The following is a 25723-nucleotide window of genomic DNA, read 5'->3' as shown; positions in this document are numbered from 1 at the left end:
ACAGTAGAGGGGCGCGGATGAGCGGGCGGTGGCGGGCGGGCAGAGGCGGGTGCGGGTCACACCGCCTTGCGGAGCGTGAAACCGCGCGGTGTCGCGACGAACCCGGCATCCTGCAGGGCGAGAGCGAGCGGGGTGCCGTAGACGCCCTCTCCGTCGATCTTCTCGACGGTGAGAGTGTCGAGCCGTCGAGCACGGGCGGTGGCGGCGAGGTCGGCGGCGGCGGCGCGCAGCACCTCGACGTCGTCGGTGAAGGACAGCACCGTGCGCCCCCCGCGCTCGAGATACAGCACGAGGGCGCCGTCGACGATGACCACGAGCCCGCCGGCCTTGCGCCCGGGGCGGTGCGAGACGCCGTCGCGGCGCGGCCAGCCGAGGGCCGCCCCGTAGGGGTTCGCTGGGTCGGTCGCGGCGAGGGTGACGGCCTTGCGGGGCGGCGGGTCGGCGAGACCCGCGAACGTGCGCAGGCGGTCGACGGTGGCGGATGCCGCGAACTGCGCCGCCCCCAGCTTCTCGATCACGTAGCCGCGGCGGCAGTGCCCGGCCTCCTCGAAGCCGGCGAGCACCCGGTACGCCTGGGCGAACCCGCCCGGTACGCCCTCGGCCTGCACGGCACCGCGCGTCACGACGCCGTAGCGGTCGAGCAGGAGCCCGGCGGTCACGGTCGCACGGCGGGCGGGGTCGGTCTCGGCGGCGGGGAGGAGCGACCAGCGTCCGCCGATCGCGGTGGGGCGCGCGGGGGTGCGTCCCAGGGAGACGCCACGGTACGTGCGCGTGCGCGGGGCGCGGCGGGTCACCCGGTGCGCCTGCGACCCGCCCCCGAGGAGCGAGCGGATCGGAGCGAACGTGTCGTTGGTGACGTGCCCCGACCAGGTGAGCGACCACAGCGCCTCGAGCACCGACTGCTCGTTCTCGGCACCGGTCATCTCCTTGAGCTGCGCCGCGAAGTACGCACCGCCGATCCCACCGGCCACCCCGATGCTCCCGCCGGCCCCGGGGGTCGCGGCGTCGTCGCGTGCACCCGGCCCGCCGAGAGCCCCGAGCAGACGGGCTTCGAGCGAGTCGGTCGCGATCTCCGCGTCGGGCTCGGGAAGGGTGAACGGCGCGAGATCGGCGGGGTGCAGCGACACCCATCCGTCGCGTCCGGGGAGAGTGCCGTGCCCCGACCAGATGACCTCTCCCGAGGAGGTGAGTTCGTCGAGCATGCCCGGGGTGTAGTCCCGCACACGGGAGGGCAGCACCAACGACTCCCAGGCGCTCGCGGGGATGGGCACCCCGGCGAACTGCTCGATCACGGCGAGCACGCCGTCGATGCCCTCGAGCGGGCGGGTGAGGTGCTGCCAGTCGGGCAGGAAGCGCGCGTACGCTTCGGGCGAGACCGGTTCGACGCTGCCGCGGATGGCAGCCAGCGACCGCATACGCAGGCGGCGCAGCACCTCGGTGTCGCACCACTCGATGTCGTCCCGGGTTCCTGCACCCGCTCCCGCCGCCCCGGAGGAGCCGGTGGCCGGGGCCGATGCCTCGGGCAGGAAGTAACCGCTCGTGAGACGGCCCGCATTCTCGAGCCGCTGGAGCGTGTGCCGCGCGACCGCCGCGCCGATGCCGAAGCGGGTGGCGACGGCATCCGTCGTGAAGGGGCCGTGGGTGCGCGCGTGACGCGCGACGAGGTCGCCGAGCGGATCGGCGAGCGGCTCGAGGAACGCGACCGGGATGCCGGTGGGGAGCGCCGCGCCGAGCGCATCGCGGAGGCGCCCGGCGTCTTCGATCGCCGCGATGCGCTGCACCCCGGCGATCGTCACGGGGATGGCGCGCCGGGCCTGCACGAGCGCGTCGAGGTGGGCCGCGGCGACGGCCTCGTTCGGTTCGTGATCGTCGTCCGGTCCGCGATCGGCGTCCGCTTCGCGATCGCCCTCCGGCGCGAGCCGCGCGGCGACCTCGGCGGCGTCGAGCGGTCCGAGCAGGCGCAGCAGATCGGCCGTGCCCTCGAGTCCGCGCGCGCGGCGCTCGGGGTCGAGGCGCTGCGCTTCGCGTTCGAACTGGACGATGACCTCGGGATCGAGCAGCTCGCGCAGCTCGACGGTGCCGAGCAGCTCGCCCAGCAGGGCGGGATCGACCGAGAGCGCGGCGGCCCGGCGCTCGGCGAGCGGGGAGTCGCCCTCGTACATGAACGCGCCCACGTAGCCGAAGAGCAGGTCGCGGGCGAACGGCGAGGGCTGCGCGGGCTGCGTCTCGACGAGGCGGATGCGCCGATCGGCGATCGAGGTCGCGAGCCGCCGCAGCGAGGGCAGGTCGTAGACGTCCTGCAGCACTTCGCGGAGCGTCTCGAGGATCACCGGGAACGTCGGATGCCGGCGCGCCACCTCGAGCAGCTGCGCCGAGCGCTGGCGCTGCTGCCAGAGCGGGGTGCGGCGGTTGGGGTTGGTGCGCGGCATGAGCAGCGCACGAGCCGCGCACTCGCGGAAGCGTGAGGCGAAGAGCGCCGAGCCTCCGACCTCCTCGGTCACCAGGTGCTCGATCTCGTCGGGGTCGAAGACGAACAGCTCGGCGCCGGGCGGTTCGGCCTCGGCATCCGGGATGCGCACGATGATGCCGTCGTCGCTCGCGACCGCAGACCCCTCGACGCCCAGGCGTTCGCGCACCCGGGCGTTGATCGCCAGCGCCCACGGTGCGTGCACCTTCATGCCGTAGGGGGAGTGCAGGATCACGCGCCAGTCGCCGACCTCGTCGCGGCCGCGCTCGACCGTGAGCGTGCGGTCGGTCGGGAGGGTGCCCGTGGCCTCGCGCTGCTCGCTGAGGTGGGCGAGCAGATTCGCGCGGGCCTGCTCGTCGAGCCCGGCGTCGATGAGGCGCTGCGCCGCCTTCTCGGGGGTCGCCGCCGACACCTCGCGCGAGAACGCGCCGAGGGCCTCGCCCAGTTCGAACGGTCGCCCGATGCCGTCGCCGTGCCAGAACGGCACCTTGCCGGGCTGGCCGTACGCGGGGATCACGTTCACGCGGTCGTGCGTGATCTCGGCGATCCGCCAGCTGGTCGTGCCGAGCGTGAACACATCGCCCACGCGTGATTCGTAGACCATCTCCTCGTCGAGCTCGCCGACCCGGGCGCCCGTCGACTCGCCCGCCACGAACACCCCGAACAGCCCGCGGTCGGGGATCGTGCCGCCGCTCGTGACCGCGATGCGCTGCGCGCCCGGACGCCCCGTGAGCGTGCCGGCGTCGCGATCCCAGACCAGGCGCGGGCGCAGCTCGGCGAACTCGTCGGACGGGAAGCGCCCGGCGAGCAGATCGAGCGTCGCCTCGTACGCCGACCGCGGGAGCGACTGGAACGGCGCCGAGCGGCGCACCGTGTCGAACCACTCCTCGACGCTGATCGCTCCCAGCGCGCTCGCCGCGACGGTCTGCTGGGCGAGGATGTCGAGCGGGTTGCGGGGCACCTGGATGGCTTCGATCTTGCCCGCGAGCATCCGCTCGGTCACGATCGCGGTGTGCAGCACGTCACCCCGGTGCTTCGGGAACAGCGCCGCGCGGCTGATCTCGCCGACCTGGTGCCCGGCCCGGCCGACGCGCTGGAGGCCCGATGCCGCCGACGGTGGAGCCTCGACCTGGATGACGAGGTCGACGGCCCCCATGTCGATGCCGAGTTCGAGGCTGCTCGTCGCGACGACGCAGCGCAGCACGCCCGACTTGAGCTCCTCCTCGACGAGAGCGCGCTGCTCCTTCGAGACAGAGCCGTGGTGCGCCTTGGCCAGCACGGGATCGGCGCCCGCGGTGGCCCCCGCCTGCGCCATCATCTGGGCGGGGACCGTCTGGTCGGGCAGCTCGACACCGGTTCGCTCGGAGTAGATCTCGTTCAACCGGCCGGTCAGGCGCTCGGCGAGGCGGCGCGAGTTCGCGAACACGATCGTCGAGTTGTTCTGCAGGATGCGATCGACGATCGCCTCCTCGACGTGCGGCCAGACCGATCCCGTCACCTCGGTGTACTCGGCATCCGCTGTCGGGGAGTCGGCACCGCTGCCCGGAGGCGGCGGCGGATTCGTCATGTCGTCCATCGGCACGACGACGCCCAGCTCGAAGGTCTTCGATGCCCGGGGCGCCACGATCTCGACGGGCGCGGAGCCGCCGAGGAAGCGGGCGACCTCGTCGATCGGGCGCACGGTCGCCGAGAGGCCGATGCGCTGCGCCGGGGCCTCGGCACCGTACGACGACCGCAGCGCGTCGAGGCGTTCGAGGCTCACCGCCAGGTGGGCGCCGCGCTTGGTGGCGGCGACCGCGTGCACCTCGTCGATGATGACGGTGTGCACGCCGCGCAGCGTCTCGCCCGCGCGGCTCGTGAGCATGAGGTAGAGCGACTCGGGCGTGGTGATGAGGATGTCGGGCGGATCGGAGACCAGCTTGCGCCGGTCGCTCGAGGTGGTGTCGCCCGAGCGGACACCGACCGTCACCGTCGGCGACGGAGCCCCGAGCCGCCGGGCCGACTGCCCGATGCCGACGAGCGGGGAGCGCAGATTGCGCTCGACGTCGACGCCCAGCGCCTTGAGCGGCGAGATGTACAGGATGCGCGTGCGCGGGGCGTCGTCCTTCTTCTTCTTCTTCGCGGGTGCATCCGCTTCGGCCATGCGCTCGCGGAAGACGCTGTCGATCGCCCAGAGGAACGCCGACAGCGTCTTGCCCGAGCCCGTGGGCGCGACCACGAGGGCGTGCTTGCCCGCCGAGATCGCGTCCCACGCACCCGCCTGCGCGGGAGTGGGCGCGGGGAACGCACCCCGGAACCAATCCTGCGTGGGCGGGGTGAAGCGCTCGAGCACGTCACTCATACGTCCATCTTGGCCCCGGCCACCGACATGGGCTCGACGGTTGTCGGAGGCGGGGCGCATGCTGTATCCATGGCGCACACCACGAACTACCGCGACGCGTTCATCGAGGTCGCCGAGGACTGCCCGACCGATCACGCGGTCGAGCCGCCCGCGAGCGAGAAGCCCACGATCGCCGCCCTGCACTACCGGCTGATCGCCGAGCATCCGTACGGCCGCACGTCGGACGACGTGGTGTTCGAGACGTTTGCCCTGCGAGCGGGAATCGCCGTCGACGACGCCGTCGAGCGTGCCCTGTTCTTCTCCGTCGGGCGCCCCTGCCTGCGTTCCTCGCCGCTCGGCAAGCGCTATGGCTGGGGCCTCCACCACGACGCTCAGGGCCGCGTCGCCCTCGTCGCGCGCGAATCCGACGACTATGCGCTCCACGCCGCCGACCCCGAGATCTCCCACATGCGGGCGATGCGGAGCAGGCGGCCCTGACGGCATGACCGATACGGTGGGTGCAGATCGACCAGGGGGAGACGATGACCGATCCGCATGCACCGCAGCCTGCCCACGGCGTTCCGGCGCCGCAGAATTCCACGCCGCAGCATCCATCGCCGCCTCATCCCGGCGCGCACACCGCGCACCCCGGGCCGCCGCGCCGTACCCGCGCGGGTGCGTGGATCCTCCTGTGGGTGTTCGTCGGAGCCGCGGTCCTCGCGGCGGTGATCGCCGGTGTCCTGGTGGCGGTGAACGGTGCGAACCGCGGGCCGAGCGCCGGTGAGGTCGCCGAGCAATACCTCCAGCACATCGCCGACGGCGACGCCACCGCGGCCGCGGCACTCGTGGCACCCCGGCCGCAGGAGATCGAGAAGCTGGACGACCCGTCGATGCTGACCGACGAGGTGCTCGGTGCCGCGACCGAACGGATTCGGGACGTCGTCGTCGATGCCCCCGCAGACGCCGATGACGCCGCGAGCGTCACGAGCGTGGACGTGTCCTTCGCCCTGGCGGGAGGGCGGCACGACACGACCCTCTCGCTCGTCCGCGACGAGGATTCGGGGCAGTGGCAGGTCAGGACTGCGCTGACCGACCGCTTCATCGTCACGGAGGAGGACCCGGCGTTCCTCCTCGGTGGTGTCGAGACGCCGACGGTCGATTCGGGCGAGGTCCTGCCGCTCGCGCTGTACCCGGCGGTGTACCCGGTCGCGGCGATCGATGACACGTTCTACGAGACGGATATCGACGAACTCGTCATCACCGGCGCGCCGGACGGAACGCGGAAGGTCGCCGTCGTCCCGAACGCGAACTTCTCGGAGGAGGTGCAGCGCCAAGTCGACGCGCATCTCGACGAGTGCGCCACGCAGACCACCTGGCGGGTCGACGGATGCCCGTTGAGCGCGCCGCTGGACGCCCGCACCGTCGAGGTCGAATGGACCGTCGACACGTACCCGACCGTCGAGTTGCTGCTCGACGGCGAGATGTTCGTCGCACGGGGAGGAGCCGTCCGGGCCGTCTACGCCCCGGCGGATGCCGCGGAGCCGGTGACCTTCGAGGGCGAGCTGTCGACGAGCGGCACGGTCGAGGTCAGCGGGAGCGCGCTCGTCGTGACCTTCGAGTGAGCGCGCTCCGGCCGCTCACACCTCCTGCAGCATCCCCTCGCCGTCGATCTCGAGAGTGAGATCGAGAGCGAGACGGTAGAGGAAGGCGTCGTCGTGGCTCACGACCAGCACGGCGCCGCGGTACGCCGTCAGCGCGTCGACGAGCTGGTCGACCGTGTCGAGGTCGAGGTTGTTCGTCGGCTCGTCGAGCACCACGAGCTGCGGCGCGGGATCCGCCAGCAGCAGCGTCGCCAGCGCGACGCGGAAGCGCTCGCCTCCCGACAGGGCCCCCACCGGCCGGTCGGACGTCGCGCCGCGGATGAGGAAGCGTGCGAGCCGATTGCGCAACTCCTTCTCGGGCACGTGCGGAGCGGCCGCGGTGATGTTCTCGAACACGGTGAGCGCCCCGTCGAGGCCGTCGACCCGCTGCGGCAGGTAGCCGATGTGATCGACGTGCGCGGCGGCAACCGCCCGTCCGTCCTCCGACGCGGCCCCGGCGACCAGGCGCTCCAGCAGGGTCGTCTTGCCTGCACCGTTGCGCCCGATCAGCGCGACCCGCTCGGGGCCCTGCACGACCCACGACCTCTCCGCATCGGCGATCGTGGCGATGCGGCGGCTGCGCGAGACCTGCGGGTCGGGCAGCTCGATCTTCATCGACGCCTCGGAGCGCACGCGGCGCCCCGCCTCGTCGAGGGCGGCGCGCGCGGCATCCTCCTTCGCCCCGACCTCGGTGCGAAGCTTGCCGGCCGACACCTCCGCGGCCATCTTCCGGCCGTGCGCGATGATCTTCGGCACGCGTTTCTCGATCTCGGCCTTGCGGGCCGTGCGCGCACGGTGCGCGAGCTTGGTCTCGGCCTCGATGCGCTGGCGCTTCTCCTTGCGCACGACCTGGGCGGCATCGCGCTCGGCCTGTCGCGCGGCATCCTGCTCGGCGTCCAGCCACGCGCGCCATTCGGAGTACGGTCCACCGAACACGCTCAGCGTGCGGCCGAACAGTTCGGCGGTGTCGTCCATCCTGTCGAGCAGCGAGACGTCATGGCTGACGACGATGAGCGTGCCCTTCCACGAGGTCACCATCGCGGCGAGCTTCGCGCGGGCGTCGCGGTCGAGGTTGTTGGTGGGTTCGTCGAGGAGCGTGATCGGGGCGCGCCGCAGACGGATGCCGGCGATCGCCACGAGCACCGCCTCACCGCCCGAGAGCTCCCCGACGCGACGGTCGAGGAACTCGGGCGAGAGACCGGCCTCGGCGAGGGATGCCGCGGCTCGCGCCTCGATGTCCCAGTCGTCGCCGACCGCGTCGAAGTGGGCGGGGTCGACGTCGCCGGCCGCGATCGCGCGGACGGCATCGAGCGCCGCCGTGACCCCGAGCAGGTCGGCGACGCGTCGTTCGACGGCGAGCGTGAGCTGCTGCGGCAGGTACGCGACGTCACCGGTGGTGGTCACCGTGCCCGCCGTCGGGTCGAGTTCGCCGGCGATGAGGCGGAGCAGGGTGGACTTTCCGGCGCCGTTGCGGCCGACGAGGCCGGTGCGACCCGCGCCGAAGGCGCCCGACACGGAATCGAGGGCGGTGGAGCCGTCGGGCCAGGCGAAGGTGAGGCGGTCGAGCGTGACCGATGCGTGAAGGGTGGGGGTTGACACGGTGTGTCTCCTGTCGAGTGCGAGGGTGCACTGACACCGGGCCTGCACGGCGGGTCTCCTGCGCGGCGCCGTCGAAGGCGGGAGGAGAGCGGCCGGGTGGAGTCGGCGATCGTCGGGTCAGCGCGCGGAAAGAGGAGCGCGGAGGCGACGGATCAGATCAAAGGACTTCCAGACACGGCGGACAGGACGTGACGACGATACCCCCGGCGGATGCCGTCGTGCAACCCGGGCGTGTCGCGCCGGAGCGCCGTGACCGAGGGCCGCGCGGGTCACTCGCCGGCGATGCCCTCGAGCCAGAGCGCGAGGAACTGGTGCACGTCGCCGAGCTCCTCCTCGGAGATGCTGTGCGTGAGCCCGGTGTATACCCTGCCGGAGAGCGTGGAGTGGTCGGGGAGCCACAGCGAGGTGTGCGTGATGAGCGCCTCGGGGATCACGTCGTCGGCCGATCCGCGGCCCCAGAACACCGACGGACGCAGCTCGCGCAGGGCCTCGTCGCCGGGCAGGTCGCCCGGGGTGGCGTACCCGCTCAGGGCGACGACCGCGCCGAGCCGCTCAGGGGCGAGGCGCAGCGTCTGGAGGGCGACGGCCGCGCCCTGCGAGAAGCCGAGGAGTGCCACCGACGACGCGTCGGTGGCGACGGCGTCGAGCCAGCGGAGGAACGCGCGGGCGGCGACCGTGACGTCTTCGGGCCGACGACCGTTCAGACCCTCGATGGGGTACCAGGACCGGCCCGGCATCGGGAACGGAGGGGCGAGGGGGGCAGCGACGGATGCCACGGCGATGTCCGCGGGCAGATACGGGGCCAGGCCGATGAGGTCGTGCTCGTCGGCGCCGTAGCCGTGCAGCAGCACCAGCAGCGGCTTGCCCGTGCGGTCGCCCGGCACCCACCGGGTCGCGGCGTCGTCGATCGTCAACTCCTCGCTCATGCCGTCCATCCTGCCAGGGGTCGCCGACACCGGCCCGGCCCCCGGCACGGCATGGCCATAGGGGAAGTCGGATGCTGCTGGTAGAAAGGACACATGGCGGTGCGCACACCTGATCCCGACCCCGAGCCCGACGACGACGGCCTCGGCGGCTTCGGCGACGGTGCACCCCAGCCCCCTGCGCCCGACGCGAACCCCGGGTGGCTGAGCGACGTCGAGCTCGAGGAGGCGCGCCGGCACCTGCCGATGCTCTACGTCGAGGCGATCCCGGTGCGCACCGACGGATCCGGCCAGGTGAGCGAGATCGGCATCCTGCTCCGCTCGACGCCCCTGGGTGAGATGACGCGCACGATCGTCTCGGGCCGCGTGCGCTTCGGCGAGACCATCCGCGACGCGCTGTTCCGCCACGTCGAGAACGACCTCGGTCCGATGGCGTTCCCGCTGCTCCCGCCCCAGCCCTTGCCGTTCACGGTGGCCGAGTACTTCCCGATCCCCGGCGTGAGCGCCTACCACGACGACCGGCAGCACGCCGTGTCGCTCGCCTTCGTGGTGCCGGTCACCGGTACCTGCGAACCCCGTCAGGATGCCCTCGAGGTCACCTGGTTCTCGCCCGAGGCCGCCGGCTCAGACGCGGTCTGGTCGGAGATGGAGGGCGGCCGCGGCACGCTCATCCGGCAGGCGCTCGCGAGCCTCGGCCTGCTGCGCTGAGCGCGCCGGCGGCACATCGCATTCTGCATATGGCCTTCGAGGCCTCTGCCGGTGTATCTATGTCATAGGCGATCTGCTCCGAGAGAGCCGTGTTCGGCGTGATACTCGATCGCGTCCCGTCCCTCCGAGAGGATGCCCATGGCGATCCCCCTGCGCCCGCGCTTCGGTCGATCCGTTGCTGTCACGGTCGCCGCTGTCATGCTGGCGTCGATGCTGATCGCGGTGGCAACGCCCGCAGCTTCGGCCCAGATCGCGGTGGCAACGCCCGCAGCTTCGGCCCCGATCGCAGGAGCGACGGTGGCCGCGACCGAGCCGGCGTTCGCCTCCTTCGCGGATCGTCTCCCGCGGGCGGCCATCGCCGCGGCCAAGCGCGCGGCTCAGCCGACGGAACCCGTCGAGGGTGTTCCCGAGACGGGCGTCGTCGCCGGGACGGTGACGTTCCCCGCAGCCGTCGCCCTGGCGAGTGGGAGCACGTACGTCGTCGCGTACTCGCCGGGATCCGACGTGGCCTCACCGCTCGCGGCGGCCCCGGTCGGTGACACGGGGAGCTATTCCCTGCAGGTGCCCGTGGGCGAGGTCCTGCTCGCCGTCGTCTCGCGGGGACGTGCGGTCTTCGACCGCTGGGGTGCCGACTCGACGACTCCGGACGGCGCTGCGACCGTCGTCGTGGACTCGGCGGGTCTGGCGTACGACGTGGCTCTCACCGCGTCGGCGCTCGTCTCGGGATCGGTGACGGTCCCCGCCGGTGTCGATCTGCGGGGGAGGCGCATCGCCGTGGCCGTCTACCCCGGTTCCGGGACGGGCACAGTTGCGACCTCGGCGGACTACGTCTCCGACACCGGCACGTTCGCCGTCGGCGGGCTGCCGGCCGGGGATTACCGTGTCGCGTTCGTGTCGGCGGTGACGGGGGCGTCGTCCGAATGGTGGAACGACGCACCGGGATTCGCCCAGGCGGAACGCATCGTTCTGGGAGCAGCGACCGTCCGTACGGGGATCACTGCGAAGCTCGAGAGTCTGCGTCTGATGGAGGCTGCGACGCCGACGATCACCGGATCCCCGACGGTCGGGCAGAAGCTCAGCGCATCGACCGGGTCGTGGACGTCCGGGGCCGCGCTCACGTATCAGTGGCTGGCGAACGGAGTCGCGATCTCGAAGGCCACCGCGGCGACCTTCGTCGTCCCCGCGTCGCTGGTCGGCAAGAAGATCTCGGTGCAGGTCGTGGGACGCAAGGCCACGTATCTCGTGACGACGCGGACATCGGTGGCGACATCCGCCGTCGTCCAGCCGATGACGGCTCCCGTGCCCAAGGTCTCGGGTTCGGCGATCGTCGGGCAGACGCTCACCGCGGCGGCCGGCACCTGGACGGCGGGAGCGAAGCTGACGTACCAGTGGTACGTCAGTGGGGTCGCGGTGCCGAAGGCGACGACGACGGCCTTCAAGATTCCGGCGACAGCAGCGGGCAAGACCATCACGGTCGTCGTGACCGGCACGAAGGCCGGGTTCGCTACAGCGGCGAAGCGTTCCGTCCCGACGTCCGCCGTGCTCGCGGTTCTCGCGGCCCCGACGCCGACACTGAGCGGCTCCGCCGTCGTGGGAAACCGCCTCACCGCCGCCGCCGGTGCCTGGACCGCCGGCACCCGCATCGCCTACGCGTGGTACCTCGACGGGAAGGCCATCGCGAACGCGACGGGCTCCACGCTCTCCGTGACGGCGGGCATGGTCGGCAAGCGCGTCACGGTACGGGTGACCGGAGCGAAGAGCGGCTACGTCACGGCGCAGCGGACGTCCACGGCATCCGCTGCGGTGACGTACCCGAACCGGACCACACCCGTCTCGTCGTGGGACTGCCCGTCGTGGGCGCCGATCAAGGGCAACGCCAGCTCGCACATCTATCACGTGCCATCCGGCGCCTACTACTCGAAGACGAAGCCCGAGGAGTGCTTCCGGACCGAGGCTGCGGCAGTGAAGGCCGGGTATCGCAAGTCGAAGCGATGAGCGCGCCGGCCGAGGCTCCGCGCGGCCTCAGGCCGTGAGGCGCGCGAGCTCGGCGACGAACGCGTCGACGTCGTCCTCGTGGGTGTCGAAGCTGCACATCCAGCGCACCTCGTTGCGCGCGGCATCCCAGTCGTAGAAGCGGAACGATTCGCGCAGCGCGTCGGCGACGCCGTCGGGCAGAGTCGCGAACACGCCGTTCGACTGGGTCGGCTGCGTGAAGGCGACGCCGGTGATCGAACCCGATGCGATGCCCTGCTCGATCTCGCCGCGGAGGCGGGCGGCCATGGCGTTCGCGTGACGCGCGTTGCGCAGCCACAGGTCGCCCTCGAGCAGAGCGATCAACTGCGCCGACACGAAGCGCATCTTCGACGAGAGCTGCATGTTGAACTTGCGCGAGTAGACCAGCCCGTCGGATGCCTCGGGGTTCAGCACCACGACGGCCTCGCCGAGCATGGCGCCGTTCTTGGTGCCGCCGAAGCTGAGCACGTCGACGCCGGCATCCGTGGTGAAGGCCGCGAGCGGCAGATCGAGGGCGGCGGCGGCGTTCGAGAGGCGAGCGCCGTCGAGGTGCAGCTTCATGCCGCGCTCGTGCGCGTGATCGGCGATCGTACGGATCTCGTCGGCGGTGTAGAGGGTGCCGAGCTCGGTCGACTGGGTGATCGAGACCACCAGCGGCTGCGCGCGGTGCTCGTCGCCCCAGCCCCAGGCTTCGCGGTCGATGAGCTCGGGGGTGAGCTTGCCGTCGTCGGTGGGCACCGTGAGCAGCTTGAATCCGCCGATCTTCTCGGGGGCACCGCCCTCGTCGACGTTGATGTGCGCGGTCGTGGCCGCGATCACCGCACCCCAGCGGGGGAGCATCGACTGCAGGCCCGTGACGTTCGCGCCCGTGCCGTTGAAGACGGGGAAGGCCTCGGCGCGCTCGCCGAAGTGGGAGCGAACGACCTCCTGCAGGCGCGCGGTGTACGCGTCGCTGCCGTAGGCGCCCTGGTGGCCGTCGTTGGCGGTCGCGATCGCGGCGAGCACCTCGGGGTGGATGCCGGAGTAGTTGTCACTGGCGAAGCCCCGGATCGCGGGGTCGTGCTGAATGGTCACCGACCCAGCCTATTCGCCCGAACCCGTATCGGATGTCGGTGGTCCTGAGTACCCTCGAACCCATGCAGCGGACCGCAGCGAACCGGGCGTTCCTCAACGTCCTCGTCAATACGCTGATCGCCAACGTGACGACCAGCTTCCTCTGGTTCGCGCTCACTTTCTGGGTCTACATCGAGACGCAGTCGGTGCTCGCGACCGGCGTCATCGGCGGCGCGTACATGCTGTTCGTCGCGTTCTTCGCGATGATGTTCGGAACGATCGTCGATCGGCACCGCAAGCACGCGGTCATGGTGCTCTCGAGCGTGATCTCGGCCGTGGCCTTCCTCGTCGCCGGAGTGCTCTACCTGTCGCAGCCCGAGGCGGCCCTGCTCGACCTGGGCGGCCCGTGGTTCTGGCTGTTCTCGGGTGTGATCCTGTTCGGCGGGGTGATCGAGCAGCTGCGCAACATCGCGCTCTCGACCACCGTCACCCTGCTCGTGCCCGAAGAGAAGCGGGCCAACGCCAACGGCCTCGTCGGCACGGTGCAGGGCATCGCCTTCCTCGTCACGAGCGTCTTCTCGGGGCTCTCGATCGGGTTCCTCGGCATGGGCTGGACCCTCGCGATCGCGATCGCCGCGATGGCGGTCACCTTCGCGCATCTGCTCTTCATCCGCATCCCCGAGAGCGAGCCGCAGGCCGACCCCGACGCCCAGAGCGCGGTCGACTTCCGCGGCAGCGTGCGCGCGATCCGGCAGGCTCCCGGGCTGTTCGCGCTCATCATCTTCTCGACCTTCAACAACCTCATCGGCGGCGTCTACATGGCGCTCATGGACCCCTACGGGCTCACGCTGTTCGACGCGCAGACGTGGGGCTTCGCCCTGGCCTTCGCGTCGACCGGCTTCCTCATCGGCGGCGGCCTGGTGGCCAAGTTCGGCCTGGGCAAGAAGCCGATGCGCACCATGCTGCTCGTCGTGATCGCGATGGGGCTGCTCGGAGCGGTGTTCATGCTGCGCGAGTGGTGGTGGCTGTACGTGCTCGGCATGTGGGTCTACATGGCGCTCGTGCCGCCGGTCGAGGCGGCCGAGCAGACCGTGATCCAGAAGGTCGTGCCGTTCGAACGCCAGGGCCGGGTCTTCGGCGTCGCGGCGGCGATGGAGGCGGCGGCCGCACCCATCACGGCGTTCCTGATTGCGCCTCTCGCCGAGTTCCTCATCATCCCCTACATGGACGGCCGTGAGGGTCAGCAGCAGTGGGGCTGGCTGCTCGGCGAAGGAGAGGCCCGAGGCATCGCCCTGATCTGTCTGTTCGCCGGGCTCATCATGGTGGTCGCGGCGACGCTCGCGTTCTTCACGAAGTCGTACCGCAAGCTCACGGTGCTCTACGCCGAGGCGCCCGAGCAGAGCATTCCGGGCGAGGGCGAGGGCGCGTCGGTCGACGATGCCCCGCCGGTCGTCCCGGGAGCATCGCAGCTCTAGCCGCCACGCTCCCGATCGCGAACCCCGCTCACTCCAGGTCGATGACCCGGTCGTTCAGCTCGGCGGCATCCGCATCCCAGAGACCGACGATGCGCGGTGCCAGCGACTCGGGGTCGAGCGCCTTCGCGCGGAACACGACGGATGCCGCGCGCAGCGGCTCTCCCGCATCCCGAGCCGTCTTGGCGAACCCCTGTGCGACGGCGCGCGTCCACGCCTCGCTCGCGGCCTTGACCGCGGCGTAGTTCGCCCCGCCGGCGAGCGGTCGCGCGACGGCCGTCGACGACACGATCGCGAAGCGTCCGGCATCCGATGCCCGCAGTGCCCCGTCGAACGCGCGGCTCGTCGCACGCACGGCGTCGAGTGCGGGCAGCAGCGCCGTGAAGTCCTCGTCGCTCTGACCGGCGAGGCCGCCGCCCCCACGCCACCCGCCCACGAGGGGCACGACGGCGTCGACCGCGAGGCCGTCGGACGCGAGTCGCTCCGCCAGCGCGATCATGTCATCGAGCGAGGTCGCATCGGCGACGTCGGTCCGTGCTCCGGCATCCGCCAGCGGCTGCAGACGGTCGGCGGAGCGTCCGGTCGCGACGACGCGCATGCCCGCCGTGATCAGCGCGCGGGTCACGGCGAGGCCGGAGGCGCTCGTGGCCCCGGCGAGAACGATGGTCTTCATACGCGAGACTCCGGCCCGGCCGTGGATGCGATCAGTCGTCGGTGCCGCGGATTCCCACGGTCGACTCGATCACGGTCTTCATCTTCTTGTCGAGCGCCTCGAAGAACATCGACAGCGGGAACTCGTCGTCGAGCACCGCGTCGGTGTAGCCCTTGGGGGCTCCCGCGAGGATCTCGTCCGACAGTCCGCGCGCCCAGGCGGACGCCGGATGCGGCGTCAGTACCGAGCGGACGAGGTCGTAGGCGGCCAGCCAGTGCGCCGTCTTCGGACGGTCGATCGAACGCCAGTACAGGTCGTCGATCGCGTCGCCGAGCGCGACGACCGCGTCGGGCACGCCCTCCCAGTCGAACGCGAGCGCCGTGTCGGTCCAGTGCAGCACGCCGCGCTGGTGCAGCCATGCGAACAGCAGCTGTCCGCCGAGGCCGTCGTAGTTGCGCACGCGCGAACCCGTGATCGCGAAGCGGAAGATGCGGTCGAAGATCACCGCGTACTGCACCAGAGGTGCATGCTCGAGCATCTCGCGCTCGGAGTCGGTGAGATCCTCGCCGGCCTCGCTGCGCGCGGTGAGCGTGCGCTCGATCTTGACCGACTCGCGGAACGCGGTCAGGTCGCAGCGCATCTCTTCGAGCGAGTAGAGGAAGAACGGCATCCGCTGCTTGATCATGAACGGATCGAACGGCAGGTCGCCGCGCATGTGGGTGCGGTCGTGGATGATGTCCCACATCACGAACACCCGCTCGGTGAGCGCCTGGTCGTCGAGCATCTCGGCGGCGCGTTCGGGCAGATCGAGCTTGGTGATCTCGGATGCCGCGCGTGTGACGCGGCGGTAGCGGGCGGCCTCGCGGTCCTGGAAGATCGCGCCCCACGTGAACGAGGGGATCTCGCGCATCGCGACGGTCTCGGGGAACAGCACGGCCGAGTTCGTGTCGTACCCGGGCGTGAAGTCGACCAGACGCAGCGAGACGAACAGCTTGTTGCCGTAGTCGCCGGCCTCGAGGGCGCCGATGAACTCCGGCCAGATCGTCTCGACGATCAAGGCCTCGACGAGGCGGTCGCTCGAACCGTTCTGCGTGTACATCGGGAAGACGACCAGGTGGCGGGTGCCGTCGACGCGGTGCTCCTGCGGCTGGAACGCCACGAGGGAGTCGAGGAAGTCCGGAACGCCGAAGTCCTCCGCCGCCCAGCGGTCGAAGTCGACCACGGAGGCCGCGAGGTAGGCGGCGTCGTGGGGGAAGGCGGGCGCGAGGGCACGGATGCCGGCGGTGATCGCGGCGACGAGCTCGCGGGCCGTCGCGTGGTGCGCGGCGTCGGGGATCGATCCGTCCTTGATCTGCATCTCGCGGATCGCGATCGCGGCATCCTTGAGCTGTGCCCAGGCGGCGGAGGACTCGGCGGTCGATGCGTCCTCGACGACCTCGGGTTCGCCGACGATGGCCTGAACAGCGGAACTGTTGGCGGAAATGATGGACATCGGGACCTCCGATCGGAGAAATAGACGGAAACTTTCCTGTGCAAACGGGAAGCTAACGATATTCTTACACGCATGGATGACTCTGTCGACCGCGCGATCCTTGCCGAGATCTCCCGCGACGGGCGTGCCACGCTCTCGCAACTGTCGGATGCCGTGGGGCTGTCGGTCTCGGCCGTGCAGTCGCGTCTGCGCCGCCTCGAGACGCGGGGCGTGATCACCGGCTACCGGGCGCTGCTCGACCCGGAGAAGGTGGGCACGCCGCTCTCGGCGTTCATCGAGATCACCCCGCTCGACCCCGCGCAGCCCGACATCGCCCCCGAGCAGCTCGAGCACCTGGATGCGATCGAGGCGTGCCACTCGATCGCCGGCGACGCGAGCTACATGCTGTTCGTGCGCGTGGCCTCGCCCCGCGCGCTCGAGGAGCTCGTGCGCGACATCCGGCTCGCGGCATCCGTGAACACCCGCACGACCGTGGTGCTGCAGACCTACTATGAGCATCGACCGATCATCCCGATCGCGCACGACTGACCCCCTGAAGGAGACACCGATGTCGTTCCAGGCCTACCTCGACAAGGTCGAGACCCAGACGGGTCTCACGCCCCGGCAGTTCATCGCGCTCGCGAAGGAGCAAGGTTTCGACGAGACGACGAAGTCGACCGTCGTGCTGAACTGGCTCAAGCAGACCTACGGTCTCGGCCACGGGCACGCTCAGGCGATGGTGCACGTGATCCTCAAGGGGCCGAAGATCAGCTCCACGCACGTCGGCAAGGGCGGAGCGCACGGCGACAAGAGCGACGAGCTCTGGCTCGACGGCAAGGACTCGAACCCGAATCCCTGAGCCCGAATCCCCGACCCGCCGTCGCCCCCGGGGCGTCATGGGCTCGCACAGTAGGATTCCTCCGTGGCAGCATCCTCGAAGCGCAAGACCTCCGCGACCCGTAAGACGAACCCGGCTCGCGTGAGCGGCAACCCGGCGAAGCGGGCGAGCGGCGACCCCGCCCGCCAGGCCGTGATCGAGGCCGGGCCCGTCACGCTCGGCGACTGGATCGGCGCCGCGCGTCTGCGCACGCTGCCCCTCGCGATCGCGCCGGTGCTCATCGGCACGGGAGCCGCGCGCAGCACGGGCCCCGAGTTCCACTGGGTGATCGCCCTCGCGTGCCTCGCGGTCGCGGTGCTGCTGCAGATCGGCGTCAACTTCACCAACGACTACAGCGACGGCGTGCGGGGGACGGATGCCGTGCGCGTCGGTCCCACGCGTCTCACCGCTTCGGGTCGCGTGAAGCCGCGCACCGTGCTCATCATCGGGCTGGTGTTCTTCGCGCTCGCCGCCGCGGTGGGCGTCGCGATCGTGGTGCGCACGGAGCAGTGGTGGATGCTGGCCGTCGGCGCCGCATGCATCGTCGCCGCCTGGTTCTACACCGGCGGCAAGCGCCCCTACGGCTACGCCGGTCTGGGCGAGGTGTTCGTGTTCGTCTTCTTCGGGCTCGTCGCGACCCTCGGCACGACCTGGGTGCAGATCTTCGACCTGCCGCAGCAGGCGTGGCTCGGGGCGATCGCCGCGGGACTGTTCGCCTGCGCGGTGCTGCTCGCCAACAACCTGCGCGACATCGACCAGGATCGCGTCGTCGGCAAGCGCACGCTCACGGTGCTCATCGGGCGCCGCGCGACGCAGGTGCTGTTCACGCTGTTCGTGCTCGCGCCGTTCGCGATCGCGATCCTGCTGGCGTTGCTCTTCCCGATCGCCTGGCTCTCGCTGCTCGCCCTGCTCGCGGGGCTCCCGGCGATCCTGATCGTCTGGACCTACCGCCAGCCCAAGGAACTCGTCATCGCTCTCGCGCTGACCTCGCTCACGTCGCTGCTGTACGCCGGCGCCCTGTTCTGGGCGTTCATCGGCTGAGCCGGCCGAGCCCGGTTGACCCGGCACAGCCCGGCAGAGCCCGGCTGTCTCCCGCGGTTACTTCTCGTCGCGGGTTTCGTCGGCGCGCGTCTCGCTCTCGCCGTCGACCACCGCGTCCTCCGCGTCGGCATCCTCCTGGCCGGTCGACGCGCGCGCCTCGCGGCGCTCGACGATCGCCGCCGACGCCTCGGTGAGCGGGCGGCGCAGGAACAGCATCGAGATGCTCGTGCCGATCAGCGCGGCGAAGATCGCGGCGAGCCACCAGAACTCCCGGAAGATCGGGAAGAAGAACCAGAGGATCGCGAGCGGGACGAGGAACGCCAGCAGCCGCAGCACGGAGTAGACGAAGAAAGGTGCAGGCTTCACCCGACAAGTCTACGAGCGTTCTCGGGGCGGACTTCTCGGCCGACCCTCACAGCCCGATACGGGCGAAGGGGATGCCGCGCACGACCCGGTGCCGGGGATGCTCGCCGAGCGTCCACAGCATCCGCTCGTCCGGATCGAGCGCGAGGTCCTCGCACCCGGCGGGCAGGGGCAAGGAGTGCCGGGTCAGGGCATCGCGCGTGCCGGTCCACAGCCTGCCGGGGGTCTTCAGCGCCGACTGCGACACGAGGATCCGGTCACCCCACCGCACCGCACCCTGCATGCGGGGGATGCCGGGCGTGAACCGCTCGTGAGCGACGAAGTCGTCATCGGTGCCCTCCGGGATCGTGAACTCGCCGATGCGTCCCTCGTCGTCGCGGCGGTACTCGCCGATCAGCACCCGCCGCAGCGGTGCGCCGTCGGCGTCGAACGCGCGCCCGAGGAACGAGCAGCGCAGATCGACCGGATGCACGCGCGTGCGCACGGCGACCAGTGCGGAGCGCGGCCACCATCGGCCGGCGATCCCGCGCACACGCCGGGCGACCGGGCCGTGCACGCGGCGGATGTCGGACAGGTCGAACTCCCAGATGCCCCGTCCCGTCGCCGCGGCGAACAGCCGATCGCCGAACCAGGCCAGCCCGCCCGTGTGGATCTGCGCGGGCTGGAGGTCGCCCGCATCGTCCTCGATCGCGAGCGCGATGTCGATATGCCTCGCCCGCTCGGTGTCGATCAGCACGACGCGCGAGGCGAGATGATGGCCGGTCCGATCCTGGCGGAACCAACTGACGGCGAGCGTGCGGCGCCCCTCGCGTTCGCCGATGTCGATCCCCTGCGGATACCAGCGGGTCGTCCAGGCGCGCGCAGAGAGCCATCGCAGATCATGGGTGTCATGGCGTCGTCGCAGCATCCGTCGACCGTTCGACCCGCGTGAGAAGAGCATCGCTCCATCGTCGCCGATGCGCGCGGCCCCGCCTACCAGGACACCCCGCGTTCACCCGCGCGTCGCCGGGCGGCAAGGAACGCCTGAGACGATTCCCGACCGACCGACCATCACCGGGAGTCCCGTGCGCAGTCCGCTCGTCACCGTCATCCTTCCCGCGAAGGACGCCGGCGCCTACATCGCGACCACGCTCGAGAGCCTGACGCGTCAGTTCGACGATGCGGCGGCGCTGAAGCTCGTGGCGATCGACGACGGATCCGGCGACGACACCGGCGCCCTCATGCGCCGGTACGCCGATCGGTTTCCGCACGCCGAGGTCATCCGCAACGACTCGGCCCGCGGGCTCGCGAGCGCGCGCAACCAGGGACTCGCGCACGTCGAGGGCGACGCCTTCTGCTTCCTCGACGGCGACGACTGGATGCAGCCGCAGCGGCTCGCCGTGCTCGCGCGTCGGCTGCGGGAGCTGGATGCCGACTTCCTGCGCACCGATCACGTGACGGTGACGGATGCCGATCGGGCACTCGTGCGCGCTCCGCATCCGTGGCGGGAGACCGTCGTCGCCGCCCGCGACGCGATCCTGCCACAGGCCGAGACCACGATGGTCGACTACCCGTTCGCCTGGGCGGGCATCTTCGACCGCCGGATCATCGATCGGGGACTCGCCGCCTTCCCCGAGGGGCTGCACACCGCCGAGGACCGCCCCTGGATCTGGCGGCTGCATCTGTCGGACGCCTCGTTCGCGGTGGTCGACGCCCCCGCGCTCCTGTACCGCCGCGGGGTGTCGACCTCGCTCACGCAGGTGCGCGATCGGCGGCAGCTCGACTTCGCCCGTGCGATGGCCGAGGCCGTCGCGATCGTCGAGGCGGATGCCGAGGCCGCTCGATTCCTGCCGAAGATCACCTTCTCCTCCCTGGCACTCAGTTCGCACCACCTCGTGCGAGCCCGGCGGATGCCGCGCGCACTGCGCGGGGAGATGCGTGCGGAGATCGTCGAGCTGCTGCGGGCGCTGCCCCACGCCGAGGTGCGGGCCGCCGTGCGCGCACTCTCGGGACCACGGCGCCGAGTGCTCGCGCGGGTGCTGCGACGGGCGGGGCACGGCTCATGACCCGGATCTTCGCACTGCACAGCGCCTACGGACTCGCGACCGTCGCCGCGGCGATCGACGAGGGGCTGCTGGAGCCGCGTCCCGGCAAGGTGGGCCGCGGTGGAGCGGGCGGCGACCGGGTGCTGGTGCCGTTCGTCTCGGCGCGGGTGCCCGAGCTCGTGACCGGGATCGCCGCAGACCCGGCGCTCGCCGCGCTGCGGACTCGCTTCGACCGGATCGAGGACCTCGACGCGCTGCTCGGCCCGCTGCATCCGAGCGGATGGGAGCCGGAACCGGCCGACCTGCCCCTGCTCGAACGCCTGTTCACCCGCGCGTGGAACCTCGACGCCGATGATCTCGAGCTGTTCGTGCAGAGCCCGCAGGTCGCGCCGGCGCGCACGCTGATGTCGCTGTTCCCGCGCGCGAAGATCACGATCGTGGGCGACGGCCTCATGACCTACTCGCCGATGCGGGTGCCCCTCGACCACACCGTGCGCAGCCGCATCATCCGGGTGCTGCACGCCGACGTCGTGCCGGGGGTCGCGCCTCTCGCCGGCGGCCCGGTCGCGGTATCCGTTCCCGTGCCCGTCGCCGCGTTCGGACGCGTGCTCGACGAGACCGATCTCGGGGAGCCCCTCCTCGACACGGACAGGTATCCGCTCGACGACGGCGCCCCCACGGCGATCGTGCTCGGGCAGTACCTCTCGGCGCTCGGACTGCTGACCCCGCGCGAGGAGATCGCCTTGCAGCGCGAGCTGATCGACCGGGCGGCTGCCGCCGGACCCGCCCGCATCATCTTCAAACCGCATCCGGCGGCGCCGCCGCTGCAGACGGATGCCGTGCGCGAACGCGCCCTCTCGCACGGCGTGGAGTTCGCCGTCTACCGGGGTCCGCTCGCCGCCGAGCAGCTCGCGCGCCGCGTCGATGCCCGCGCGGTGGTCGCGGCGTTCTCGACCGCGCTGCCCACCGTGCAGGCCCTGCGCGGCACGACGATCGCCTCGGCGGGGGTGTCGATGCTGCTGCGCCGCCTGCGCCCGTACGAGAACAGCAACCGGGTGCCGCTCACGATCGTCGACGCGCTCACCCGGGAGGATTCCCCGTACGTCGACCCTGCGCGTCTGCAGCTGCTCGTCGATGCGGTCGGCTACGCCATGCAGCCCGAGATCGCCGGGCACCTGCGCGAGCGCGCGGAGTTGCTGCTGCGCGACCTGACGCCGGGAGAACGCGAGCGGTACTTCGCCCCCGAGCGGCTGCGCGACCTGCGGCTGCCCGGGGCGCCGGCCGAGGGCGCGGCGCGGCGGATGCTGCGCTCGGCCGGAGGCACCGGGCGTATGGAGGAGCTGCGGTTGACGGCGATCGGGGCGCGACGGCGTGCGGGCCGGGCCTGGCGAGCGATTCGAGGACGATGACATGAGCGATGACATGAGCGGAGACATGAGCGATGCGACCGACGGGCTGACCGTCGCGATCATCCCCGCGCGCGGCGGGTCGAAGGGCGTGCCGCGCAAGAACCTGCGCACCGTCGGGGGAGTGCCGCTGGTCGTGCGGGCGATCCGGGCGGCGCGCGACGCCGCGGGCATCGACCTCGTCGTCGTCTCGACCGATGACGACGAGATCGCCGCCGTGAGTGCGGCGGCGGGCGCGCGGGTGGTCCGTCGACCCGCGGAGATATCCGGCGACACGGCGTCGTCGGAGAGCGCGATCCTGCACGCGGTCGACGAGATCGAAGCCGCGGGGGAGCGGGTCGGGATCATCGCCTTCGTGCAGGCCACCTCGCCGTTCCTCCCGAGCGCGGCGCTCGCCGGAGCCGTCGCCGAGGTGCGGGCAGATCGTGCCGACAGCGTGTTCTCGGCGCACGAGACCTACGGCTTCCTCTGGCGTCGCGGCAGCGGAGCGGAGGGCGACCAGGCCACGGCTATCAACCACGAGGCCGCGCACCGCCCGCGCCGCCAGGATCGCGAACCGCACTACCTCGAGACCGGCGCGTTCTACGTCTTCCGTGCGGAGGCTTTCCGCACGAGCCGGCACCGTTTCTTCGGCCGGATCCGCATCGCCGAGGTGCCGGAGTGGACGGCGATCGAGATCGACGATGCGCAGCAGCTCCGCATCGCCGACGCGCTCGCCGCGGTGCACGATCGGGCAGGCGAAGCCCCCGGGCGCATCGACGTGCGCGCCGTGGTCACCGACTTCGACGGCGTGCACACCGACGACACCGCGATCATCGACGCCGACGGCGGGGAACGCGTGCGAGTGAGCCGGGAGGACGGCATGGGCGTCGCACTGCTCCGGCGCGCCGGCATCCCGATGCTGATCCTGTCGACCGAGCAGAACCCCGTCGTCCGCGCCCGGGCCGAGAAGCTGCGGGTGCCGGTGCTGCACGGCATCGACGACAAGGAGCAGGCGCTGCGTGCGTGGGCCACGGACGCCGGCATCCGCCTCGACGACATCGCCTACCTCGGCAACGACGTCAACGACCTGCCCGCGATGCGCATCGTCGGGTGGCCGGTCGCGGTGGCGAACGCGCACCCGCGCGTGCTCGCCGCAGCGCGCGTCGTGCTCACCCGCACCGGGGGGAACGGCGCCGTGCGCGAGCTCGTCGAACGGGTGTTGCCCGACTGACCGGTGCCGGTAACCCGGGAGTCGTCGGGTGTTCACCCCCGAGGCGTAGCCAGGAGGGGCGGGGGTTTTCCGCATCGCTCGACCACCGGAGGAACCATGACTGTCAGCATCGGATCGCGCGTGATCGGCGGCGGTCGCCCCGCCTACGTCATCGCCGAGATCGGCCTGAACCACAACGGCGACGTCGACATCGCGAAGCGTCTCATCGACGTCGCAGCCAGGGCCGGTGCCGACGCCGTGAAGTTCCAGAAGCGCACCCCGGAGATCTCCACCCCCGCGCACATGCGCGACGTCCCGCGCGAGACGCCCTGGGGCACCATGAGCTACCTCGACTACCGCCGCCGCGTCGAGTTCGGACGCGACGAGTACATCGCGATCGGCGACCACGCCACGATGCTCGGCCTCGACTGGTTCGCCTCGCCGTGGGACGTGCCGAGCGTCGCCTTCCTCGAAGACCTGGGCGTGGTCGCGCACAAGGTCGCCTCGGCGAGCCTGACCGACACCGAGCTGCTCCTCGCCCTGCGCGAGACCGGCAAGCCCGTCATCCTCTCGACCGGCATGTCGACGATCGAGCAGATCGATCGCGCGCTCGACACGCTCGGCACCGACCGCGTCGTGCTCATGCACGCCACCTCCACGTACCCGCTCGAGCCCGAGGAGGCGAACCTGCGGGCGATCGCCACGCTCCGCGACCGCTACGCCGGGATCCCCGTCGGCTACTCCGGCCACGAGCGCGGCCTGCAGATCTCGCTCGCCGCCGTCGCGATCGGGGCCGTCGCCGTCGAGCGCCACATCACCCTCGACCGCACGATGTGGGGTTCCGACCACGCGGCCTCCCTCGAGCCGACCGGCCTCGAGCACCTCGTCCGCGACATCCGCGTGATCGAGAAGGCCCTCGGCGACGGCGTCAAGCGCGTCTTCGACAGCGAGCTCGCCCCCATGGCGAAGCTGCGCCGCGTTCCCGCATGACCGACCTGCGCCCCGGGGAGGGCGGAGGGCTGAAGGTCGTCGCGATCGCCGATGCCGACTCCTTCGTGAAGTGGTCGGCCTCGCTGCTCGCGGCGGTGCCCGGCATCCGTCCGCAGCTGCTGCTCGTGCGCACCCCGCTCACCGCGAGCGCGGCCCAGCAGCGCACGGCTCTCGCGGGCACCGGCATCCGTGAGTCCGATGTCGCGCGCATCGCCTTCCACGAGGCCGAGGCCTGGCTCTCCCGGCACGAGCCCGACGTCGTCGTGCTCGCCGGGCGCGGCCCTTTCGTGCGCCTGATGGGGCGCGTGATCGACGCGCTGCCCCAGCGTCCCGTCACCGTCTCGGGCCTGCCGGGGATGGCGATCCCCGCGCAGCGCGGCGCCCTCGACTACCGGCGCCACACCGACCTGCTGGTCGTGCACTCGCACCGCGAGCAGCGGGCCTTCGCCGAGCTCGGTCGTCGCATCGGTGTGCAGATCCCCATGGCCCTGGCGACGCTGCCGTTCGCGCGCGGACGGGAGCGGATGCTGGCGGCCGATCGCGCGCGGGTGCTCGCCGCCGGAGCGGCGGGGGTGTCGGGAGTGGCGGGCGTCGCGGTCGCCGAACGCCCGCAGCCCGCCGAGGCCGTCGCTCACCGCCCACCGGCGACCGACGTCGTGTTCGCGGCTCAGGCGATGGTTCCCGCGGAGCGCGCCGAGCGCGAGAAGATCGCCGAGATGCTCATCCGCGCCGCCGAGGTCGACCCTACCCGGCGCATCGTGGTGAAGCTGCGCTCGCGGCCGGGGGAAGCCGAGACGCACCTCGAACGCGACTCGTACCCCGAGCTGCTCGCGGGCCGGATGCCGTCGAACCTCGTCGTCTCGTACGCGTCCATGGCCGAGGCGCTCTCGACGGCCGCGGGTCTCGTCACCGTGAGCTCCACCGCCGCGATCGAGGCCGTCGCACAGGGTGTGCCCGTGATCGCGCTCGACTCCTACGGGGTCAGCAAGCCGCTCCTCAACACGGTGTTCGTGGGCAGCGGTCTGCTCGGCGGCGGGCGCGAGGTGGTGGGCGGCCGGTTCCGTCAGCCGCACCCCGACTGGCTGCGCGACAACTACTTCCACCCGTCGAAGGAGTCGACGTGGTGGGAGCGGGTCGAGGAGCTCGTCGCACTGCGCCGGGCGGGCGGGCTTCCGGCCCGGCGGGTGCCCGCACCTCGCGGGCGTCGGCTGCACGAGGCGTGGCATCGGGCCAGCGTGCTCGGTCGCGAGGACCGGTCGGTCAGCGGGGCGGTCGCACTGGCGATCGGTGTGCCGGCGACCCGCCTGATCTCAGCGCTGCGCCGGGGGCGCACGCAGGGCGGCGGGCGCACCTGGGCGGATGCCTCGACCGACTACACGCTCGAGCCGAGCCCGTTGCGCGACTCCATCCGGCGCTGACGTCGTGCCTTGATGACGTCATACGAAGTAGTCGAGTGTCACTTCGAGGAATGTCCTCGCTTTGACGATCACGGCCGGGTAACGTCAGTGCCAT

At 71.5% G+C, this 25723-nt stretch carries 21 protein-coding genes; 13 read left to right on the top strand and 8 right to left on the bottom strand.

Annotation, left to right across the window (positions count from 1 at the left end; all coding sequences use genetic code 11):
- Positions 1 to 56 precede the first annotated feature (56 nt).
- Entirely contained in the window at positions 57 to 4808 is a 4752-nt protein-coding gene (locus ACZ5Y9_RS14750) for an ATP-dependent helicase (RefSeq protein ID WP_464471664.1), read from the bottom strand.
- A 69-nt stretch (positions 4809 to 4877) separates the two neighbouring features.
- Here ACZ5Y9_RS14750 and ACZ5Y9_RS14745 point away from each other — a divergent pair, with 69 nt between their 5' ends.
- Both ACZ5Y9_RS14745 and ACZ5Y9_RS14740 read left to right on the top strand, forming a co-directional pair.
- A complete protein-coding gene (locus ACZ5Y9_RS14745) occupies positions 4878 to 5285 on the top strand; it encodes a DUF6157 family protein (protein WP_247956783.1) in 408 nt (135 codons plus the stop codon).
- A gap of 44 nt (positions 5286 to 5329) precedes the next feature.
- Positions 5330 to 6409 (top strand): hypothetical protein, encoded by a 1080-nt coding sequence (locus ACZ5Y9_RS14740; protein ID WP_464471663.1) that lies wholly within the window; start codon positions 5330 to 5332, stop codon positions 6407 to 6409.
- Between the two features lie 15 nt (positions 6410 to 6424).
- Here the strand turns inward: ACZ5Y9_RS14740 and ACZ5Y9_RS14735 are convergent, their stop codons facing one another.
- Positions 6425 to 8026 (bottom strand): ABC-F family ATP-binding cassette domain-containing protein, encoded by a 1602-nt coding sequence (locus ACZ5Y9_RS14735; RefSeq protein ID WP_464471662.1) that lies wholly within the window; start codon positions 8024 to 8026, stop codon positions 6425 to 6427.
- 269 nt (positions 8027 to 8295) lie between these two features.
- Positions 8296 to 8952, bottom strand: a complete 657-nt coding sequence (locus tag ACZ5Y9_RS14730) for an alpha/beta hydrolase (RefSeq protein ID WP_464471661.1) — start codon at positions 8950 to 8952, stop codon at positions 8296 to 8298.
- Between the two features lie 93 nt (positions 8953 to 9045).
- On the opposite strand from ACZ5Y9_RS14730, the gene ACZ5Y9_RS14725 reads away from it, so the two are divergent.
- Positions 9046 to 9657: a DUF4916 domain-containing protein gene (locus tag ACZ5Y9_RS14725; RefSeq protein WP_247625226.1), complete on the top strand. Its 612-nt coding sequence runs from the start codon at positions 9046 to 9048 to the stop codon at positions 9655 to 9657.
- Between the two features lie 138 nt (positions 9658 to 9795).
- Positions 9796 to 11652, top strand: coding sequence for a sunset domain-containing protein (locus ACZ5Y9_RS14720; protein WP_464471660.1), 1857 nt, complete (start codon positions 9796 to 9798; stop codon positions 11650 to 11652).
- Positions 11653 to 11679: 27 nt separating this feature from the next.
- On the opposite strand, the gene ACZ5Y9_RS14715 is transcribed toward ACZ5Y9_RS14720, so the two are convergent.
- Positions 11680 to 12744 carry a threonine aldolase family protein gene (locus ACZ5Y9_RS14715; protein ID WP_247625224.1) on the bottom strand — a complete coding sequence of 355 codons (1065 nt, stop codon included), beginning with the start codon at positions 12742 to 12744 and terminating at the stop codon, positions 11680 to 11682.
- A gap of 62 nt (positions 12745 to 12806) precedes the next feature.
- Here ACZ5Y9_RS14715 and ACZ5Y9_RS14710 point away from each other — a divergent pair, with 62 nt between their 5' ends.
- Positions 12807 to 14198, top strand: a complete 1392-nt coding sequence (locus tag ACZ5Y9_RS14710; RefSeq protein ID WP_247625223.1) for an MFS transporter — start codon at positions 12807 to 12809, stop codon at positions 14196 to 14198.
- Between the two features lie 28 nt (positions 14199 to 14226).
- Here the strand turns inward: ACZ5Y9_RS14710 and ACZ5Y9_RS14705 are convergent, their stop codons facing one another.
- On the bottom strand, positions 14227 to 14868 hold the full coding sequence (locus ACZ5Y9_RS14705; RefSeq protein WP_464471659.1) for an SDR family NAD(P)-dependent oxidoreductase: 642 nt from the start codon (positions 14866 to 14868) through the stop codon (positions 14227 to 14229).
- 31 nt (positions 14869 to 14899) lie between these two features.
- Complete coding sequence (locus ACZ5Y9_RS14700) at positions 14900 to 16339, bottom strand: DUF6421 family protein (protein WP_404598162.1); 1440 nt, start codon at positions 16337 to 16339, stop codon at positions 14900 to 14902.
- 72 nt (positions 16340 to 16411) lie between these two features.
- On the opposite strand from ACZ5Y9_RS14700, the gene ACZ5Y9_RS14695 reads away from it, so the two are divergent.
- From ACZ5Y9_RS14695 to ACZ5Y9_RS14685, 3 genes are all read left to right on the top strand, one after another.
- The gene (locus ACZ5Y9_RS14695) at positions 16412 to 16867 is read left to right on the top strand and encodes an Lrp/AsnC family transcriptional regulator (RefSeq protein WP_247634062.1); all 456 of its coding nucleotides are present in this window, start codon (positions 16412 to 16414) and stop codon (positions 16865 to 16867) included.
- A 19-nt stretch (positions 16868 to 16886) separates the two neighbouring features.
- Positions 16887 to 17177 carry a DUF4287 domain-containing protein gene (locus ACZ5Y9_RS14690; protein ID WP_464471658.1) on the top strand — a complete coding sequence of 97 codons (291 nt, stop codon included), beginning with the start codon at positions 16887 to 16889 and terminating at the stop codon, positions 17175 to 17177.
- A 63-nt stretch (positions 17178 to 17240) separates the two neighbouring features.
- Positions 17241 to 18236 carry a 1,4-dihydroxy-2-naphthoate polyprenyltransferase gene (locus tag ACZ5Y9_RS14685; RefSeq protein WP_372491589.1) on the top strand — a complete coding sequence of 332 codons (996 nt, stop codon included), beginning with the start codon at positions 17241 to 17243 and terminating at the stop codon, positions 18234 to 18236.
- Positions 18237 to 18293: 57 nt separating this feature from the next.
- On the opposite strand, the gene ACZ5Y9_RS14680 is transcribed toward ACZ5Y9_RS14685, so the two are convergent.
- Both ACZ5Y9_RS14680 and ACZ5Y9_RS14675 read right to left on the bottom strand, forming a co-directional pair.
- Positions 18294 to 18602, bottom strand: coding sequence for a DUF4229 domain-containing protein (locus ACZ5Y9_RS14680; protein WP_247625218.1), 309 nt, complete (start codon positions 18600 to 18602; stop codon positions 18294 to 18296).
- A gap of 46 nt (positions 18603 to 18648) precedes the next feature.
- Positions 18649 to 19539, bottom strand: coding sequence for a hypothetical protein (locus ACZ5Y9_RS14675; RefSeq protein ID WP_464471657.1), 891 nt, complete (start codon positions 19537 to 19539; stop codon positions 18649 to 18651).
- A gap of 124 nt (positions 19540 to 19663) precedes the next feature.
- Between ACZ5Y9_RS14675 and ACZ5Y9_RS14670 the strand changes: the two genes are divergently transcribed.
- From ACZ5Y9_RS14670 to ACZ5Y9_RS14650, 5 genes are all read left to right on the top strand, one after another.
- Positions 19664 to 20644 (top strand): glycosyltransferase family 2 protein, encoded by a 981-nt coding sequence (locus ACZ5Y9_RS14670; protein WP_464471656.1) that lies wholly within the window; start codon positions 19664 to 19666, stop codon positions 20642 to 20644.
- Positions 20641 to 22032, top strand: a complete 1392-nt coding sequence (locus tag ACZ5Y9_RS14665; protein ID WP_464471655.1) for a polysialyltransferase family glycosyltransferase — start codon at positions 20641 to 20643, stop codon at positions 22030 to 22032. Before ACZ5Y9_RS14670 ends, ACZ5Y9_RS14665 begins: the two co-directional genes overlap by 4 nt.
- A gap of 1 nt (position 22033) precedes the next feature.
- Complete coding sequence (locus tag ACZ5Y9_RS14660; protein WP_464471654.1) at positions 22034 to 23242, top strand: cytidylyltransferase domain-containing protein; 1209 nt, start codon at positions 22034 to 22036, stop codon at positions 23240 to 23242.
- Positions 23243 to 23338: 96 nt separating this feature from the next.
- Positions 23339 to 24211 (top strand): N-acetylneuraminate synthase family protein, encoded by an 873-nt coding sequence (locus ACZ5Y9_RS14655; RefSeq protein WP_247625213.1) that lies wholly within the window; start codon positions 23339 to 23341, stop codon positions 24209 to 24211.
- On the top strand, positions 24208 to 25629 hold the full coding sequence (locus tag ACZ5Y9_RS14650; RefSeq protein WP_464471653.1) for a DUF6716 putative glycosyltransferase: 1422 nt from the start codon (positions 24208 to 24210) through the stop codon (positions 25627 to 25629). The genes ACZ5Y9_RS14655 and ACZ5Y9_RS14650 overlap by 4 nt, the downstream gene beginning before the upstream one ends.
- Positions 25630 to 25723: the final 94 nt, after the last annotated feature.

It is taken from the genome of Microbacterium sp. T3-8 (assembly GCF_055398145.1).
This window is presented reverse-complemented; position numbering and strand designations above follow the sequence as displayed.